Source organism: Buttiauxella massiliensis (assembly GCF_902500225.1).
Taxonomy (GTDB): domain Bacteria; phylum Pseudomonadota; class Gammaproteobacteria; order Enterobacterales; family Enterobacteriaceae; genus Buttiauxella; species Buttiauxella massiliensis.
This window is the reverse complement of record NZ_LR722658.1, coordinates 75109-91282: the sequence shown is the minus strand read 5'-3', so window position 1 is coordinate 91282 and position 16174 is coordinate 75109. Positions and strand designations below refer to the sequence as shown.

Here is a 16174-nt window from a genome sequence, read left to right as displayed (position 1 = left end):
TTTCACTCCGTGGTTGTCGTTCAAAGTTTCGCGGCGAGTAAATCTTCCAGTTTTCGTTGATCAATGGCGAACAGGCGGATGCCTTCTGCCAGTTTTTCTACTGCCATTGGATCCTGGTTATGTTCCCAACGGAAATCCGCTTCGCTAATCGGTTCCGGACGGCGGAAGCCCTGTGACAGCGGCACTAGTTTGCGAACCACCGGCTCTTCGCTTTCCTGCAACTGTTGCAGCAGGTTAGGGGCGATAGTCAGGCGATCACAGCCTACCAGCGCAAGAATCTGTTCGGTGCGGCGGAAGCTCGCGCCCATCACGATGGTGCTGTAGTTGTGCTGCTTAAAGTAATCATAGATATTGCGCACCGATTTGACGCCCGGATCTTCTTCAACCACATACGGGTCCATCGGTTTGCGGGCCTGATACCAGTCGTAGATACGCCCGACGAACGGTGAGATCAGGAACACGCCAGCTTCCGCACAGGCTCGTGCCTGAGCAAAAGAGAACAGCAGCGTCAGGTTACAATCGATACCCTCTTTTTGCAGTTCTTCGGCGGCACGAATACCTTCCCAGGTTGAAGCAAGCTTGATAAGAACTCGCGACTTATCAATGCCCAGCTCTTCATAAAGAGCGATCAAATGGCGGGCTTTCGCTATGCTTTTTTCTTTATCAAACGAGAGACGGGCGTCCACTTCTGTTGAGACGCGTCCAGGAATGCTTTTCAGAATTTCCGCACCGAAATTGACCGCAAGTTTGTCACAGGCTTGAGCGACCTGGGCTTCTCGCGTGTCGCCGCGTTGTTTACCGTAAGCAATGGCATCATCAATGAGCGTTTGATAGTGCGCTAAACCTGCTGCCTTCAGTAATAGCGAGGGGTTGGTCGTCGCATCGATAGGCTGGTAATTGCGGATAGATTCAATATCACCGCTGTCTGCAACAACGGTGGTAAATTTCTTGATGCTATCTAACTGATTCATGACTATCTCCTTGAAATGCAAAGTCTAATTTGAGTGTTCCATGTCACTCGCGATGAAAGTTCATCGTTGGCATAACTAAAAAGCATAGCAGATAGGCATGGCATTGTTGTTAATGCCAGGTAACATAATGGCTCTGATTTTCTAACATTTTTGCAAGACGTTGCTGATAGTATGGCGATGTTCAAAGTTTAGAACGCGCGCAAGCGTGATACTACGTGGCCCTAAAGCGATCTTAACGTGACCTTACGACCCTTGAGAGTGATAAAAAAGGAACGAAGAAATGGACGAACAACTAAGACAAAGTGCCCTCGATTTTCATGAATTCCCAGTCCCCGGTAAAATTCAGGTTTCGCCAACCAAACCGCTGGCGACCCAGCGTGACTTAGCATTGGCCTACTCTCCGGGCGTTGCGGCACCTTGTCTTGAGATTGAAAAAGACCCACTTGCTGCTTACAAATACACCGCGCGTGGCAACCTGGTCGGCGTGATTTCCAACGGCACCGCGGTGCTGGGTCTGGGTAATATTGGCGCACTGGCGGGCAAGCCAGTGATGGAAGGTAAGGGCGTTCTATTTAAGAAATTTGCAGGTATTGATGTTTTCGATATCGAAATCGATGAAATGGACCCGGACAAACTGATTGAGGTGATTGCTGCACTTGAACCAACGTTTGGCGGCATTAACCTGGAAGACATCAAAGCGCCAGAGTGCTTCTACATCGAGAAAAAACTACGCGAGCGCATGAACATTCCTGTGTTCCATGACGATCAGCATGGTACGGCCATCATCTGTACTGCGGCGGTGCTTAACGGCCTGCGTGTAGTTGAGAAGAATATCTCTGATGTGCGTTTAGTGGTTTCTGGCGCGGGCGCATCGGCTATCGCCTGTATGAACCTGCTGGTACAACTGGGCATCCAGAAACACAACATCGTTGTGTGCGATTCGAAAGGCGTTATCTACAAGGGCCGTGAAGAGAACATGGCTGAAACCAAAGCGGCTTACGCGGTGGAAGATAACGGTAAGCGCACGCTCGACGAAGTGATTGAAGGCGCGGATATTTTCCTCGGCTGTTCTGGCCCGAAAGCCATGAGCCAGGAAATGGTCAAGAAGATGGCGCGAGCGCCCCTGATTCTTGCGCTGGCAAACCCTGAGCCGGAAATTCTGCCTCCGCTGGCAAAAGAAGTGCGCCCGGATGCAATTATCTGCACCGGTCGTTCTGACTTCCCTAACCAGGTTAACAACGTGCTGTGCTTCCCGTTCATCTTCCGCGGCGCGCTGGATGTTGGCGCAACGGCGATTAACGAAGAGATGAAACTGGCTGCGGTTCACGCGATTGCCGAACTGGCTCACGCCGAGCAGAGCGATGTTGTGGCTTCCGCCTACGGCGAAGAAGAGCTGACTTTCGGCCCTGATTACCTGATTCCAAAACCATTCGACCCGCGTCTGATCGTGCAAATCGCACCAGCTGTGGCGAAAGCGGCAATGGAAACCGGTGTGGCAACGCGTCCGATTCAGGATTTCGACGCTTATCGCGAAAAACTGACCGAGTTCGTCTACAAAACGAACCTGTTTATGAAGCCAATCTTCTCCCAGGCCCGCAAAGATCCAAAACGTGTGGTGCTGACGGAAGGTGAAGAGGCGCGTGTGCTACATGCGACTCAGGAGCTGATTACACTTGGTTTGGCGAAACCGATTCTGATTGGTCGCCCGGCGGTTATCGAAATGCGCCTGAAGAAACTCGGCCTGCAAATGCAAGCCGGGCGCGATTTTGAGATCGTGAATAACGAATCCGATCCGCGTTTCAAAGAGTACTGGAATGAGTACTACAACATCATGAAACGCCGTGGTATTACGCAAGAGCAGGCGCAACGTGCCGTGATCAGCAACACCACGGTGATCGGTGCAATTATGGTGCACCGTGGTGAAGCGGATGCCATGATTTGCGGTACCATCGGTGAGTATCACGAGCACTTCTCCGTAGTGGAAAAGTTGTTCGGGTATCGTGAAGGCGTGAAAGCGGCTGGGGCAATGAATGCGCTGTTGTTGCCAAGCGGTAACACCTTCATTGCTGATACCTATGTGAATGACGATCCGTCGCCGGAAGAGCTGACAGAAATAACCTTGTTAGCTGCGGAAACTGTGCGTCGCTTTGGTATCGAGCCAAAAGTCGCGTTGTTGTCGCATTCCAACTATGGTTCCTCCGATTCGAAAGCGGCATGCAAGATGCGTAAAACGCTGGAGATGGTACGCGAACGTGCACCAGAGCTGGAAATTGACGGTGAAATGCATGGTGATGCGGCGCTGGTGGAAAGCATTCGTAACGAGCGTATGCCTGACAGCCCACTGAAAGGTTCTGCAAATATCTTGATCATGCCAAACGTCGAAGCGGCACGCATTAGCTACAACTTGTTACGTGTTTCCAGTTCCGAAGGGGTGACAGTCGGGCCAGTATTGATGGGCGTGGCAAAACCGGTGCATGTGTTAACACCGATTGCGTCTGTTCGTCGTATTGTGAATATGGTGGCGCTGGCAGTGGTTGAGGCGCAGACCGTTCCGCTGTGATTTAAACCCAATCCTTAACTGGTAAGAAATCACGATACAAGGCAGCCTCCGGGCTGCCTTCTTCTGGCTGATAGTTATATTCAAAGCGAACCAATGGTGGCATCGACATTAAAATCGACTCTGTACGCCCGCCGGTCTGCAAACCAAACAGCGTTCCGCGATCCCACACCAGGTTAAATTCCACATAACGGCCACGGCGATAAAGCTGGAAGTCGCGCTCACGCTCGCCCCATGGCAGCGCTTTACGGCGTTCGACAATCGGCAGATATGCATCCAGGTAACCATTACCCACAGCTTGCATAAAGCTGAAGGAATGGTCGAAATCTGGGGTGTTCAGATCGTCGAAGAACAGGCCGCCAATACCACGTTGTTCATTCCGATGTTTAATAAAGAAATAATCATCACACCACTTTTTGTATCGTGGGAACACGTCATCGCCAAACGGCTGGCACAGCTCCTGCGCGGTTTTATGCCAGTGAACGGCATCTTCTTCAAAACCGTAAAACGGCGTTAGGTCAAAACCGCCGCCAAACCACCATACCGGGTCACAACCTGGCTTTTGCGCAATGAAAAAGCGCACGTTGGCATGGCTGGTGGGAATGTACGGGCTGAGCGGATGCACCACCAGAGAGACGCCCATTGCTTCAAAGCTACGCCCGGCGAGTTCCGGGCGATGCGCTGTAGCAGATGCAGGCATCGCATCGCCATGAACGTGGGAGAAGTTAACGCCCGCTTGCTCAAAGATATTCCCACCGCGTAACACCCGGCTGCGGCCGCCGCCACCGCCTTCGCGTTGCCAGCTGTCTTCTTCAAACGCAGCGCCATCAATATTGCTGAGCTGCTGGCAGATGGTGTCCTGCAATTGCAGCAGGAATTGTTTTACGGACTGAATATCTGGCAAGTTCATAGGGTTCAACGTTTCTTACTGTGGGCTTTTTGGTTATCAAACCAATTGAAGTAGCTAATGATGCCAGAGGCAATAGCATTAGCAATTTTCTGGCGAAACGCGGGAGTGCCCAGCAACTTCTCTTCACCAGGGTTGGTGATAAATGACGTTTCAACCAGTACGGAAGGAATCGACGGCGACTTCAACACCACAAACGCAGCTTGTTCCGTGTTACGGCTGTGCAGTTTGTGCACTGGCTTGATTTGCTTAAGAATGTGCGAGCCGAGCGTCAGGCTGTTTTTGATGGTGTCAGTTTGCACCAGGTCGAACAGTACCTGTTGTAGATACTGGTCTTTATGTTTGACCTTGCTACCTGCGACATCATCGGCGGCGTTTTCTTTATCCGAAAGGTATTTCGCCATCGCACTACTTGCGCCGCGATTGGAAAGGGCAAACACCGACGCACCGGCAGCAGACGGGTTCGTAAAACCATCAGCATGAATCGACATAAAGAGATCGGCCCCGTGTTTGTGGGCGATTTCTACGCGATCATACAGCGGAATAAATTCATCGCTGGTACGTGTGAGTTTGGCCTCTATCCCATTGCTTTTTAGGATGTTTCGTACATTTTTAGCAATGGCCAGTACGACATGTTTCTCTTTAGAACCATTATGGCCAATCGCGCCGGTATCAATACCGCCGTGGCCTGGGTCGAGCATCACTACCCGACGGCCACCCGATTTTTTGCTCGGTTTGCTGTGGTTTGTGGTGGTTTTAAGAGGTTTAGTCTCCGAGCTGGCCAAAGCCTTATTTACGCCCGTTAACGTTAAAGCAGCCAACCCAGTAAGCAGTAACTGGCGGCGGGTAGTCAGATGCGTCAGTGATTTAATTTTGCTCATGCGGCTAATATTTTTATCTTTAAAATTGCAGATAGGCATTTATAGCGTATCGGCAAAGGGTAAACGACAAGCATTTCTGGGATTTTCATTACCAAAAATGAATGAGTGGCTAGTATGTCATTTTTTGCCTCGTTTTGCGGCAGATATTGGCTAAACAGAAACTTAACGCCATAATCACTGTTTTAGACTTTCAGGTGGCTAATACCATGGAAATACGTGTTTTTCGCCAGGATGATTTCGAAGAAGTCATTACGCTTTGGGAACGTTGCGACTTACTGCGTCCATGGAACGATCCTGAGATGGACATTGAACGCAAACTCAATCATGACGCGGATCTGTTCTTAGTGGCAGAAGTGGGCGGCGAAGTCGTAGGCTCGCTGATGGGCGGTTACGACGGCCACCGTGGCTCAGCTTATTACCTTGGCGTGCACCCGGAATATCGTGGTCGCGGCATTGCTAATGCGCTACTTAGCCGACTGGAAAAGAAGCTAATCGCACGCGGTTGCCCAAAAATTCAAATCATGGTGCGTGAAGAAAACGACCTTGTGATTGGCATGTACGAGCGGCTCGAGTATGAGCAGCAAGATGTGATGCTACTCGGCAAGCGATTGATTGAAGACCAGGAATATTAATGCCTGTGCTGTATCCACCTTCGGATTACGATACCCACGGTAATCTGAAAACACCTTTTTTGTTCTGGTGTACCCTTCTTTTACAGGCGCGAACCTGGTTTGTCCTGGTGCTGGCGGCAGCGTCCCGTCAACAGGGTGATGCCATCCTTGGCGTCTTCTATCCTGACCGCGACAATTTCTGGTTCGGGCTATTGCCTGGCGTTCCTGCGGCTCTGGCATTTATGATTAGCGGCCGCCGCCATTTATACCCTCGATTATGGGCCGCCTGGCGCTGGATATTGATTGCCGCACAGCTCGTCGTTTTGGCCTGGCAACTCATATTGCTTTGGCAGGGCGAAGTGCTGACGGGCGTCACTTTAGCGCTGCTGGTTGCCGATATTTTTGCCCTCTGGTGGCTGTGTACCAGCCGCCGTTTACGGGATTACTTCACTATCAATCGTGAATAACCGGGCACTTTTGGGAAAGTTTGCACTCCAAAGCGCGTATCCATGCTTAATAAAGGAATTTCTGATGAAAAAACTGCGCCTGATGTTATTAGGGCTGCCGCTGGTATTAGCAGGCTGTTCGACGTTGTCATCCGTCAATTGGTCTGCGGCAAATCCGTGGAACTGGTTTGGTTCGTCAATTGAAGTCAGCGAGAAGGGCGTCGGGGAGCTAAATGCCAGTACGCCGATGGATGAAAAGGCCGTCAGCAGCGCGTTGAATGATAACTACCGTTTACGCAGCGGCATGAAAACCGATAACGGCGAGATTGTTCGCTTCTATGAAGCGATGGATGACAAAACCGTGATGGTTGCCGTCAACGGCGAAAAAGGCACAGTAAGCCGCGTTGATGTTATGGATAGCGACATCGAAACTGATAGCGGCGTGAAGATTGGCACCGCCTTCAGCGACCTGTACGACAAAGCATTTGGCGCGTGTGTCAAAGGGACTGGAGATGATAGTGACGGTGTCGAGTGTAAGGCCAAAGACAGCCAGCACATCAGCTACATTTTTAGCGGTGAATGGCATGGAGGGCAGGAGTTGATGCCGTCTGACGATACGCTCAAAGCCTGGAAGATCAGTAAAATTATCTGGCGTCGATAAAAATTAGCCTGGCCTTGCGCCTTCTCAAGAAGGTGTTGCCGGAATTGGGTATCATAAGGGAATAAACGCCACGTAGAGTGGCGTGTGTTTTTTAGGAGGATTCATGTCTCGTGTTCAAACTGGCATTTTGCCAGAACATTGTCGCGCCGCCGTTTGGCTGGAAGCGAGTATTCAGGGCGATTTCGATGCTATTCGCCAGGGCTGCAAAATCTTTAATCAATCGCTAACTGAGTTGCAGGGTAAATTCCCGGACGCAAACTTAGGCGCGGTGGTGGCGTTTGGTCACGATCTATGGCGTGATCTCAGCGGCGGTGTGGGTGCGACCGAGTTGAAAAACTTTGCTCCATTGGGCAAGGGTCTTGCTCCAGCAACGCAGCATGATGTGATGATCCATATTCTTTCTCTGCGCCATGACGTGAATTTCTCTGTGGCACAGGCGGCACTGGCGGCGTTCGGTGACGCGCTGAAAATTGAAGAAGAAATCCACGGTTTCCGTTGGGTTGAAGATCGCGATCTGAGCGGCTTTATTGATGGCACCGAAAACCCGCAGGGCGAAGAGACTCGCCGTGAAGTGGCGGTCATTAATGATGGCATCGATGCAGGTGGTAGCTACGTGTTCGTGCAGCGTTGGGAGCATAATCTCAAGCAGCTAAACCGCATGAGCGTTAACGAGCAGGAGATGATCATTGGCCGTACCAAAGAAGCCAATGAAGAGATTGACGGTGACGAGCGCCCGGACACATCTCACCTGACCCGTGTTGATTTAAAAGAAAACGGCAAAGGCCTGAAGATTGTGCGCCAGAGCCTGCCATACGGTACTGCCAGCGGGGCACACGGCCTGTATTTCATCGCTTATTGCGCGCGTTTGCATAACATCGAGCAGCAGTTGTTGAGCATGTTTGGCGAAACCGACGGCAAGCGTGATGGGATGCTGCGTTTTACCAAACCGGTTACGGGTGGTTATTATTTCGCGCCGTCTTTAGACAAGTTACTGAACCTGTAGAATTAAATGGTGGATGGCGCTGCGCTTATCCACCCTAAAAAGGCTTAAACCCTTCATATATCAAAACGATACCCTAAATAATTCGAGTTGCCCAAAGGCGACAAGTCTGTAAGTCCCCAGGAGCATAGATAACTATGTGACTGGGGCGAACGGACGCAGTCAACGCATGTGCAACTTGAAGTATGACGGGTATATATCCCTTTCTTATTGCAAATCACCAAACGATATATAAAACCGTTACAGCTTTGACACTCGTTATAAATACACTGGTCACAATTAAGCAGACCGTAATACCCAAAATATTTCAAGATGCAGGAAGGCGGCAAACGAGCGAATCCCGATGAGCTTACACAAGTAAGTGATTCGGGTGAACGAGAGCAGCCAACGCATCTGCAACTTGAAAGATGATGGGTATATAACATTTATAAGGGTGCCCAATGGCAATGACATCGGTTAAAAAAGTCTGGAGTGCTTTGGTTGTTTCTGCGTTGCTGGCAGGTTCAGCTCATGCCACGGAACTGCTGAACAGCTCTTATGATGTGTCTCGCGAGCTTTTTGCCGCGCTCAATCCTGCCTTCCAGAAGCAGTGGGCTGAGGAAAATAACGGCGACAAGCTGGTGATTAAACAATCTCATGCCGGGTCATCAAAACAGGCACTGGCGATTTTGCAGGGCTTAAAAGCAGACGTTGTAACTTATAACCAGGTTTCTGATGTGCAGATCCTGCATGACAAAGGCAACCTGATTCCCGCCGACTGGCAGACCCGTTTGCCAAACAACAGTTCGCCGTTCTATTCCACCATGGCGTTCCTGGTACGCAAGGGCAACCCTAAAAATATTCACGACTGGAGCGACCTGGTTCGCCCGGACGTAAAACTCATTTTCCCTAACCCAAAAACTTCCGGTAACGCCCGTTACACCTACTTAGGCGCATGGGGTGCGGCAAACAAAGCTGACGGTGGCGATAAAGCCAAAACCGAACAGTATATGACGCAGTTCCTGAAAAACGTCGAAGTGTTTGATACCGGTGGCCGTGGCGCAACCACGACATTTGTTGAGCGTAACCTGGGTGATGTGCTGATTAGCTTTGAGTCTGAAGTTAACAACATTAGCAAACAGTACGAGAAAGATGGCTACGAAGTGGTGGTGCCTAAGGTCAACATTCTTGCTGAATTCCCGGTGGCCTGGGTGGATAAAAACGTTAAAGCCAACGGCACTGAAAAAGCGGTGAAAGAGTACCTGAACTTCTTGTATAGCCCTGCGGCGCAAACCATCATTACTGACTATTACTACCGCGTGAATAACCCGGAAGTGATGGCGAAACTGAAAGATAAATTCCCGCAGACCGAACTGTTCCGCGTCGAAGACGAATTTGGCGGTTGGCCAGAAGCGATGAAAACCCACTTTGCCAGTGGCGGTGAGTTCGACAAGTTGCTCGGCAAGGGGCGTGAGTAATGTTTGCTGTTGCTTCTAAACGGGTGCTGCCGGGCTTTACCTTAAGCCTCGGCACCAGTTTGCTGTTTGTTTGCCTGATTTTGCTGCTGCCTTTAAGCGCGCTGGTAATGCAGCTTTCCGAGATGACGCTGGCTCAGTATTGGGAAGTGATCACCAACCCGCAGGTAGTGGCGGCATATAAAGTCACACTGCTGTCGGCGGGGGTTGCCTCAATCTTTAACGGCGCGTTTGGTATGTTGATGGCGTGGATTTTAACGCGTTATCAATTTCCCGGCCGCAGCCTGCTCGATGCTTTGATGGACTTGCCGTTTGCACTGCCAACCGCCGTTGCAGGTTTAACGCTGGCGGGGCTGTTTTCCGTTAACGGTTGGTACGGCGAATGGCTGGCGCAGTTTGGCATCAAAGTGACTTACACCTGGCTGGGTATCGCGGTGGCGATGGCATTTACCAGCATCCCGTTTGTGGTGCGTACTATCCAACCGGTGCTTGAAGAACTTGGCCCGGAATATGAAGAAGCGGCTGAAACCCTCGGTGCGACGCGCTGGCAGAGTTTTCGCCGTGTGATTTTACCGGAGCTTTCCCCCGCATTGATGGCGGGCGTGGCGCTGTCATTCACGCGCAGCCTCGGCGAGTTTGGTGCGGTGATATTTATCGCCGGCAACATCGCCTGGAAAACCGAAGTGACATCGCTGATGATTTTCGTGCGTTTGCAGGAGTTCGATTACCCGGCAGCCAGTGCGATTGCCTCGGTGATCCTTGCTGCTTCACTGCTGCTGCTGTTTACCATTAACACGTTGCAAAGTCGCTTTGGTCGGCGCGTGGTAGGTCACTGATGACGGACGTAACTGAATTGAAAAGCTATCGCCGCACGGGATTTAACTGGGGCAAATGGACACTGATTGGCCTCGGCGTGCTGATTTCATTTTTGCTGCTGGTGGTACCGGTGGCCTCTATTTTCGCTCAGGCTTTCTCGAAAGGGCTGATGCCTGCGCTACAGAATATTGTCGACCCGGATATGCTTCATGCCATCTGGCTGACGGTGATGATTGCGCTGATTACCGTGCCGGTGAACCTGGTGTTCGGTATTTTGCTGGCGTGGCTGGTAACGCGTTTTGATTTCCCAGGACGCCAGTTATTGCTGACGCTGCTGGACATTCCCTTTGCGGTTTCGCCAGTGGTCGCCGGTTTAGTTTACCTGCTGTTTTACGGCTCCAACGGCCCGCTGGCGGGTTTTATGGACGAGCACAACATTCAGATTATGTTCGCCTGGCCGGGCATGGTTTTAGTGACAATTTTCGTGACGTGCCCGTTTGTGGTGCGCGAACTGGTGCCGGTGATGTTGAGCCAGGGCAGCCAGGAGGACGAAGCGGCTATTTTACTCGGCGCATCCGGTTGGCAGATGTTCCGCCGCGTCACATTACCCAATATCCGTTGGGCTCTGCTCTACGGCGTGGTGTTGACCAACGCCCGCGCCATTGGCGAGTTTGGTGCGGTATCGGTGGTTTCCGGTTCGATTCGCGGCGAGACATTCTCGCTGCCGTTACAGATTGAATTGCTACAGCAGGACTACAACACAGTCGGCTCGTTTACCGCCGCTGCGTTATTAACCCTGATGGCAATCGTTACGTTGTTCTTAAAGAGTGCGGTGCAGTGGCGTTTGAATAGCCAGGAAAAACGCCTGCAACAGGAGGGGAATCATGAGCATTGATATTACCAATATTAAGAAATCTTTTGGTCGCACCCAGGTGCTGAATGATATCTCTCTGGATATCCCTTCTGGTCAAATGGTAGCGCTGTTAGGCCCATCGGGTTCGGGCAAAACCACGCTGCTGCGTATTATTGCCGGGCTTGAGCACCAGAACAGCGGGCGCATTAGTTTCCATGGCACTGATGTCAGTCGCATTCACGCGCGTGAACGTAAAGTGGGCTTCGTGTTCCAGCATTACGCGCTGTTCCGCCATATGACTGTTTTCGACAATATCGCCTTCGGCCTGACGGTTTTACCGCGCCGTGAGCGTCCATCGTCTGCGGCTATTAAACAGAAAGTGACTCGTTTGCTGGAGATGGTGCAGTTATCACATCTGGCAGATCGTTTCCCGGCACAGCTTTCTGGTGGGCAGAAGCAACGTGTCGCTCTGGCACGCGCGCTGGCGGTTGAGCCGCAAATCCTGCTGCTTGATGAGCCGTTTGGCGCACTGGATGCTCAGGTGCGTAAAGAGTTACGTCGCTGGTTGCGCCAGTTGCATGAAGAGCTGAAATTCACCAGCGTATTCGTGACCCACGATCAGGAAGAAGCGATGGAAGTTGCGGATAGGGTTGTCGTAATGAGCCAGGGGAATATCGAGCAGGTTGATACGCCAGAAGCGGTATGGCGCGAACCAGCGACTCGTTTTGTGCTGGAGTTCCTCGGCGAAGTGAACCGTATGAAAGGCACTATTCGCGGCAGCCAGTTCCATGTAGGCGCACACCGCTGGCCGCTGGGCTTCACTCCTGCATATCAGGGGGCTGTTGATTTATTCTTACGCCCATGGGAAGTAGATGTCAGTCGCCGTACTAATCTCGACTCTCCACTCCCGGTACAGGTGCTGGAAATCAGCCCACGTGGACATTATATGCAGTTGGTTGTGCAGCCGATCGGCTGGTATGACGAACCATTAACCGTTGTTCTACGTGAAAATCATGTCCCGGTACGTGGCGAGCGTCTGTTCGTTGGCTTGCAACATGCGCGCTTGTATGAAGGCAACAACCGAATTCAGGGTGTAGACCTGGCTCAATCAGCCTGATAAGTTTACTGAACAACACGACACGCAAAGGCGGCCCACGTGGCCGCTTTTCTTATTTTTTGGACAGGCAAGTGAACACCTTAGAAAGCACGATTGGCAATACACCTCTGGTTAAATTGCAGCGCACCGGCCTTGATAACGGCAGTGAAATTTGGGTGAAGCTTGAGGGGAATAACCCGGCAGGCTCGGTAAAAGATCGCGCGGCACTTTCTATGATTGTGCGCGCAGAAGCTCGCGGTGAAATCTCCCCAGGAGATACGCTCATTGAAGCGACCAGCGGCAATACCGGTATTGCGCTGGCGATGATTGCAGCGCTTAAAGGCTATCGAATGAAGCTTTTAATGCCCGATAACATGAGCATGGAACGCAAAGCGGCGATGCAGGCTTATGGCGCAGAACTGATTTTGGTGACCAAAGAGCAGGGCATGGAAGGCGCGCGTGAAATGGCCCGTTTGATGGATGAACGTGGCGAAGGGAAAGTTCTCGACCAGTTTAACAATCCTGATAATCCCTATGCGCACTACAGCACCACCGGGCCAGAAATCTGGCAGCAAACCCAGGGGCGAATCACGCACTTCGTTTCCAGCATGGGCACGACCGGAACAGTAACCGGCGTCAGCCAGTTTATGCGCGAGCAGGAAAAATCGGTGAAAATCGTCGGCCTGCAGCCGGAAGATGGCAGCAGTATTCCAGGCATTCGCCGTTGGCCCGAAGAGTGGCTGCCGAAGATCTTCAACCCAAGTCTGGTTGATGAAGTGATTGATATGTCGCAGGTCGACGCCGAAAGAACCATGCGCAAACTTGCGCGTGAAGAGGGGATTTTCTGCGGCGTGAGTTCCGGCGGTGCGGTTGCTGGTGCATTACGTGTTGCACAGGCAAACCCAGGGTCTGTGGTTGTGGCGATTATCTGCGATCGCGGTGACCGTTATTTATCGACCGGCGTGTTTGGCGAAGAGAGTTATTCGCAAGGCTCTGGAATCTGATCCTGGAGTTTGCCAAAAAAAACGGCACCTCAGGGGTGCCGTTTTCCATTGTGCGGATAGCTTACTTCTTGATGCGGATTACCGGGGTTTCGCCCACAGTCACGCTACCAGTCAGTTTGATCAGCTCTTTGATTTCGTCCATGTTGGAGATAACAACCGGAGTCAGGGTAGACTTCGCTTTCTCTTCCAGCAGGGCCAAATCGAACTCGATAACTACGTCGCCTTTCTTAACACGCTGGCCTTCTTCTGCGATGCGTTTGAAGCCTTCGCCTTTCAGTTCAACAGTGTCGATACCGAAGTGGACGAACAACTCAATGCCGCTATCGGATTCGATAGAGAAAGCATGGTTAGTTTCGAAGATTTTACCGATGGTGCCGTCAACCGGAGCAACCATTTTGTTGCCAGTCGGTTTAATTGCAATGCCATCACCAACAATCTTCTCGGCGAAAACCACATCTGGAACATCTTCAATGTTAACGATTTCGCCAGAAAGTGGGGCAACAATCTCAATGGTTCCGGTGTCTTTTTTATCATCAGAAACCAGAGATTTCAGTTTATCAAACAAACCCATGATCTTCTCCTAAGCAGTAAATTGGGCCGCATCCGGTGGATTAGCAGATTGTTTTTTCTTCAATGAACTTGTTAACCAGCATCATTAACTCGTCCGTTGTCGGTTGAGCAAGTGCTTGCTCTGCTAACACCTTCGCATCTTCGAAGTTCGTGTTACGAATAATCTTCTTAATGCGCGGGATAGAAATGGAGCTCATACTAAATTCGTCCAGACCCATTCCCAGCAACAGAAGTGTAGCACGTTCGTCGCCTGCAAGCTCACCACACATACCGGTCCATTTACCTTCTGCATGAGAAGCATCAATAACTTGCTTAATCAGAGTTAGTACAGACGGTGACATTGGCTGGTAAAGATGTGAAATCATATCATTACCACGGTCAACTGCCAGGGTGTACTGCGTCAGATCATTGGTACCGATACTGAAGAAGTCGACTTCTTTAGCCAAATGGCGAGCAATCGTGGCCGCAGCCGGAGTCTCAACCATCACGCCAACTTCGATAGTTTCGTCAAACGCTTTGCCTTCTTCACGCAGTTGCGCCTTCATGATTTCGATCTCAGCTTTCAGTGCACGCACTTCTTCAACAGAGATGATCATTGGGAACATGATACGTAATTTACCGAATACAGAAGCACGCAGGATAGCGCGAACCTGAGCGTACAGGATCTCTTTACGATCCATAGCGATACGCACTGCACGCCAGCCCAGGAACGGGTTCTCTTCTTTCGGGAAGTTCATGTACGGCAGCTCTTTGTCGCCACCGATATCCATGGTACGTACGATAACTGCTTGTGAGCCACAGGCTTCAGCAACAGCTTTGTACGCCGCGAACTGCTCATCTTCAGTTGGCAGTGAATCGCGGTCCATGAACAGGAATTCTGTACGATACAGACCTACACCTTCTGCACCATTACGCTCAGCACCGTCGACATCACGAACAGTACCGATGTTTGCGCATACTTCTACCTGATGACCATCGAGAGTGATTGCTGGCAGATCTTTCAGTTTCGCCAGTTCAGCTTTCTCAGAAGCTTCTTGCTGCTGTACAGCACGCAGAGCTTCGATCTCTTCGTTGGTTGGGTTAACGTAAACTTTATTGTTAACAGCATCGAGGATCAGGTAATCGCCATTCTTCACCTGGCTGGTCACGCTACCGGTACCAACAATCGCAGGCAGTTCAAGAGAACGCGCCATGATGGAGGTGTGGGAGGTACGGCCACCGATATCGGTGATGAAACCCAGAACCTTTTGCAGGTTAAGCTGTGCGGTTTCTGACGGAGTCAAATCTTTAGCGACAAGGATAACTTCATCCTGGATGGCGCTAAGGTCAATAATTGCCAGACCAAGGATATTGCGCAGCAGACGCTTACCGATATCACGTACGTCAGCCGCACGTTCTTTCAGGTATTCATCGTCTAATTCTTCCAGCGCGATCGCTTGGCCTTCGATAATTTCGTGAGCAGCTGCATCAGCAGTCACTAACTTATCGGTGATAAGGGCTATGATTTCCTGCTCAAGCTCTTCGTCTTCCAGCAACATAATGTGGCCTTCGAAGATAGCTTCCTTTTCTTCACCGAAGGTCTCGCCAGCTTTAATTTTGATCGCTTCTAACTGTGCTGACGCTTTAGCGCGCCCGCTTAAGAAACGTTCAACTTCCTGCGCAACTTTGTCGGCAGAAATTTTCTTCCGGTCGATGACAATTTCATCTTCCTTCAGCAAAAGTGCCTTGCCGAAAGCGATACCCGGGGATGCTAAAATGCCTGAAATCATAACCCTACCTTACTTGTGACTGATATTTACGAAGAACCCAGAACTTACTCGAGTTCAGCCATCAGTTTTACCAGATGCTCAACTGCTTTCTGATCATCTTCACCTTCAGCGGAGATGGTCACAACAGTACCTTGGGTCAGACCCAGAGTTTGCAGTTTGAACAGGCTTTTCGCGCTTGCGCTTTTGCCGTTGGAGGTCACAGTGATCTCAGAAGTGAAGCCTTTAGCTTCTTTAACAAACTGAGCAGCAGGGCGGGTATGCAGACCGTTTGGAGCGGTAATGGTAACTTCTTGCTGGAACATTGTATTTCCCCAACTTATAGGTTTAGTGTTGTGGAACTAAAGTCTAGCCTGGTGGCAAAACTTTAGCCTGTATAGTTAGCGCCGTGTTAATTGTAACTCTACGCGACACAGGATGCTTTCGGGAACCACGAAATGTGCTTTGGTATCGACCATGCGCTTTGCGGCTCGCTCGTCATTAATCATTATGCCGTGAAATATGATTTTGCACCAAATCGTTAAATCGATTCAGCAGATGCACATCACATTTTTCGATTAATTTCGCGCATCAAAATAATT

The 16174-nt window shown here is 50.7% G+C and carries 16 protein-coding genes; 10 read left to right on the top strand and 6 right to left on the bottom strand.

Annotation, left to right across the window (positions count from 1 at the left end; genetic code table 11):
* Nucleotides 1-20: 20 nt before the first annotated feature.
* Nucleotides 21-971 (bottom strand): transaldolase, encoded by a 951-nt coding sequence (tal, locus tag GC128_RS16410; protein WP_064512936.1) that lies wholly within the window; start codon nt 969-971, stop codon nt 21-23.
* 280 nt (nt 972-1251) lie between these two features.
* Here tal and maeB point away from each other — a divergent pair, with 280 nt between their 5' ends.
* Entirely contained in the window at nt 1252-3531 is a 2280-nt protein-coding gene (gene maeB, locus GC128_RS16405; protein WP_151995212.1) for an NADP-dependent oxaloacetate-decarboxylating malate dehydrogenase, read from the top strand.
* Nucleotide 3532: 1 nt separating this feature from the next.
* Here maeB and hemF read toward each other — a convergent pair whose 3' ends face one another.
* Together hemF and amiA are read right to left on the bottom strand one after the other, a co-directional pair.
* On the bottom strand, nt 3533-4438 hold the full coding sequence (gene hemF / locus GC128_RS16400) for an oxygen-dependent coproporphyrinogen oxidase (RefSeq protein WP_151995211.1): 906 nt from the start codon (nt 4436-4438) through the stop codon (nt 3533-3535).
* A gap of 5 nt (nt 4439-4443) precedes the next feature.
* Nucleotides 4444-5316 (bottom strand): N-acetylmuramoyl-L-alanine amidase AmiA, encoded by an 873-nt coding sequence (gene amiA / locus GC128_RS16395; protein ID WP_064513158.1) that lies wholly within the window; start codon nt 5314-5316, stop codon nt 4444-4446.
* A gap of 206 nt (nt 5317-5522) precedes the next feature.
* Here amiA and GC128_RS16390 point away from each other — a divergent pair, with 206 nt between their 5' ends.
* From GC128_RS16390 to cysM, 9 genes are all read left to right on the top strand, one after another.
* A complete protein-coding gene (locus GC128_RS16390) occupies nt 5523-5948 on the top strand; it encodes a GNAT family acetyltransferase (RefSeq protein ID WP_034459050.1) in 426 nt (141 codons plus the stop codon).
* Nucleotides 5948-6394 (top strand): DUF2919 domain-containing protein, encoded by a 447-nt coding sequence (locus tag GC128_RS16385; protein ID WP_151995209.1) that lies wholly within the window; start codon nt 5948-5950, stop codon nt 6392-6394. The genes GC128_RS16390 and GC128_RS16385 overlap by 1 nt, the downstream gene beginning before the upstream one ends.
* 64 nt (nt 6395-6458) lie before the next feature.
* Nucleotides 6459-7034 (top strand): RpoE-regulated lipoprotein, encoded by a 576-nt coding sequence (locus GC128_RS16380; RefSeq protein WP_151995208.1) that lies wholly within the window; start codon nt 6459-6461, stop codon nt 7032-7034.
* Between the two features lie 103 nt (nt 7035-7137).
* A complete protein-coding gene (locus GC128_RS16375) occupies nt 7138-8037 on the top strand; it encodes a Dyp-type peroxidase (protein ID WP_151995207.1) in 900 nt (299 codons plus the stop codon).
* Between the two features lie 437 nt (nt 8038-8474).
* Nucleotides 8475-9491 (top strand): sulfate ABC transporter substrate-binding protein, encoded by a 1017-nt coding sequence (locus GC128_RS16370; protein WP_151995206.1) that lies wholly within the window; start codon nt 8475-8477, stop codon nt 9489-9491.
* Nucleotides 9491-10324: a sulfate/thiosulfate ABC transporter permease CysT gene (cysT, locus tag GC128_RS16365; protein WP_034497495.1), complete on the top strand. Its 834-nt coding sequence runs from the start codon at nt 9491-9493 to the stop codon at nt 10322-10324. The genes GC128_RS16370 and cysT overlap by 1 nt, the downstream gene beginning before the upstream one ends.
* The gene (gene cysW / locus GC128_RS16360; protein ID WP_151995205.1) at nt 10324-11199 is read left to right on the top strand and encodes a sulfate/thiosulfate ABC transporter permease CysW; all 876 of its coding nucleotides are present in this window, start codon (nt 10324-10326) and stop codon (nt 11197-11199) included. The genes cysT and cysW overlap by 1 nt, the downstream gene beginning before the upstream one ends.
* The gene (cysA, locus tag GC128_RS16355) at nt 11189-12274 is read left to right on the top strand and encodes a sulfate/thiosulfate ABC transporter ATP-binding protein CysA (protein ID WP_151995204.1); all 1086 of its coding nucleotides are present in this window, start codon (nt 11189-11191) and stop codon (nt 12272-12274) included. The genes cysW and cysA overlap by 11 nt, the downstream gene beginning before the upstream one ends.
* Before the next feature lie 71 nt (nt 12275-12345).
* Entirely contained in the window at nt 12346-13257 is a 912-nt protein-coding gene (cysM, locus tag GC128_RS16350; protein ID WP_151995203.1) for a cysteine synthase CysM, read from the top strand.
* A 61-nt stretch (nt 13258-13318) separates the two neighbouring features.
* Here cysM and crr read toward each other — a convergent pair whose 3' ends face one another.
* Genes crr through ptsH form a run of 3 tightly spaced genes read right to left on the bottom strand, consistent with a single transcriptional unit; the run spans nt 13319 to nt 15898 of the window.
* Nucleotides 13319-13828, bottom strand: coding sequence for a PTS glucose transporter subunit IIA (crr, locus tag GC128_RS16345; protein ID WP_034459029.1), 510 nt, complete (start codon nt 13826-13828; stop codon nt 13319-13321).
* A 40-nt stretch (nt 13829-13868) separates the two neighbouring features.
* Nucleotides 13869-15596 (bottom strand): phosphoenolpyruvate-protein phosphotransferase PtsI, encoded by a 1728-nt coding sequence (gene ptsI / locus GC128_RS16340; protein WP_151995202.1) that lies wholly within the window; start codon nt 15594-15596, stop codon nt 13869-13871.
* Between the two features lie 44 nt (nt 15597-15640).
* Nucleotides 15641-15898 carry a phosphocarrier protein Hpr gene (gene ptsH, locus GC128_RS16335; protein ID WP_034459025.1) on the bottom strand — a complete coding sequence of 86 codons (258 nt, stop codon included), beginning with the start codon at nt 15896-15898 and terminating at the stop codon, nt 15641-15643.
* Between the last annotated feature and the right edge of the window lie 276 nt (nt 15899-16174).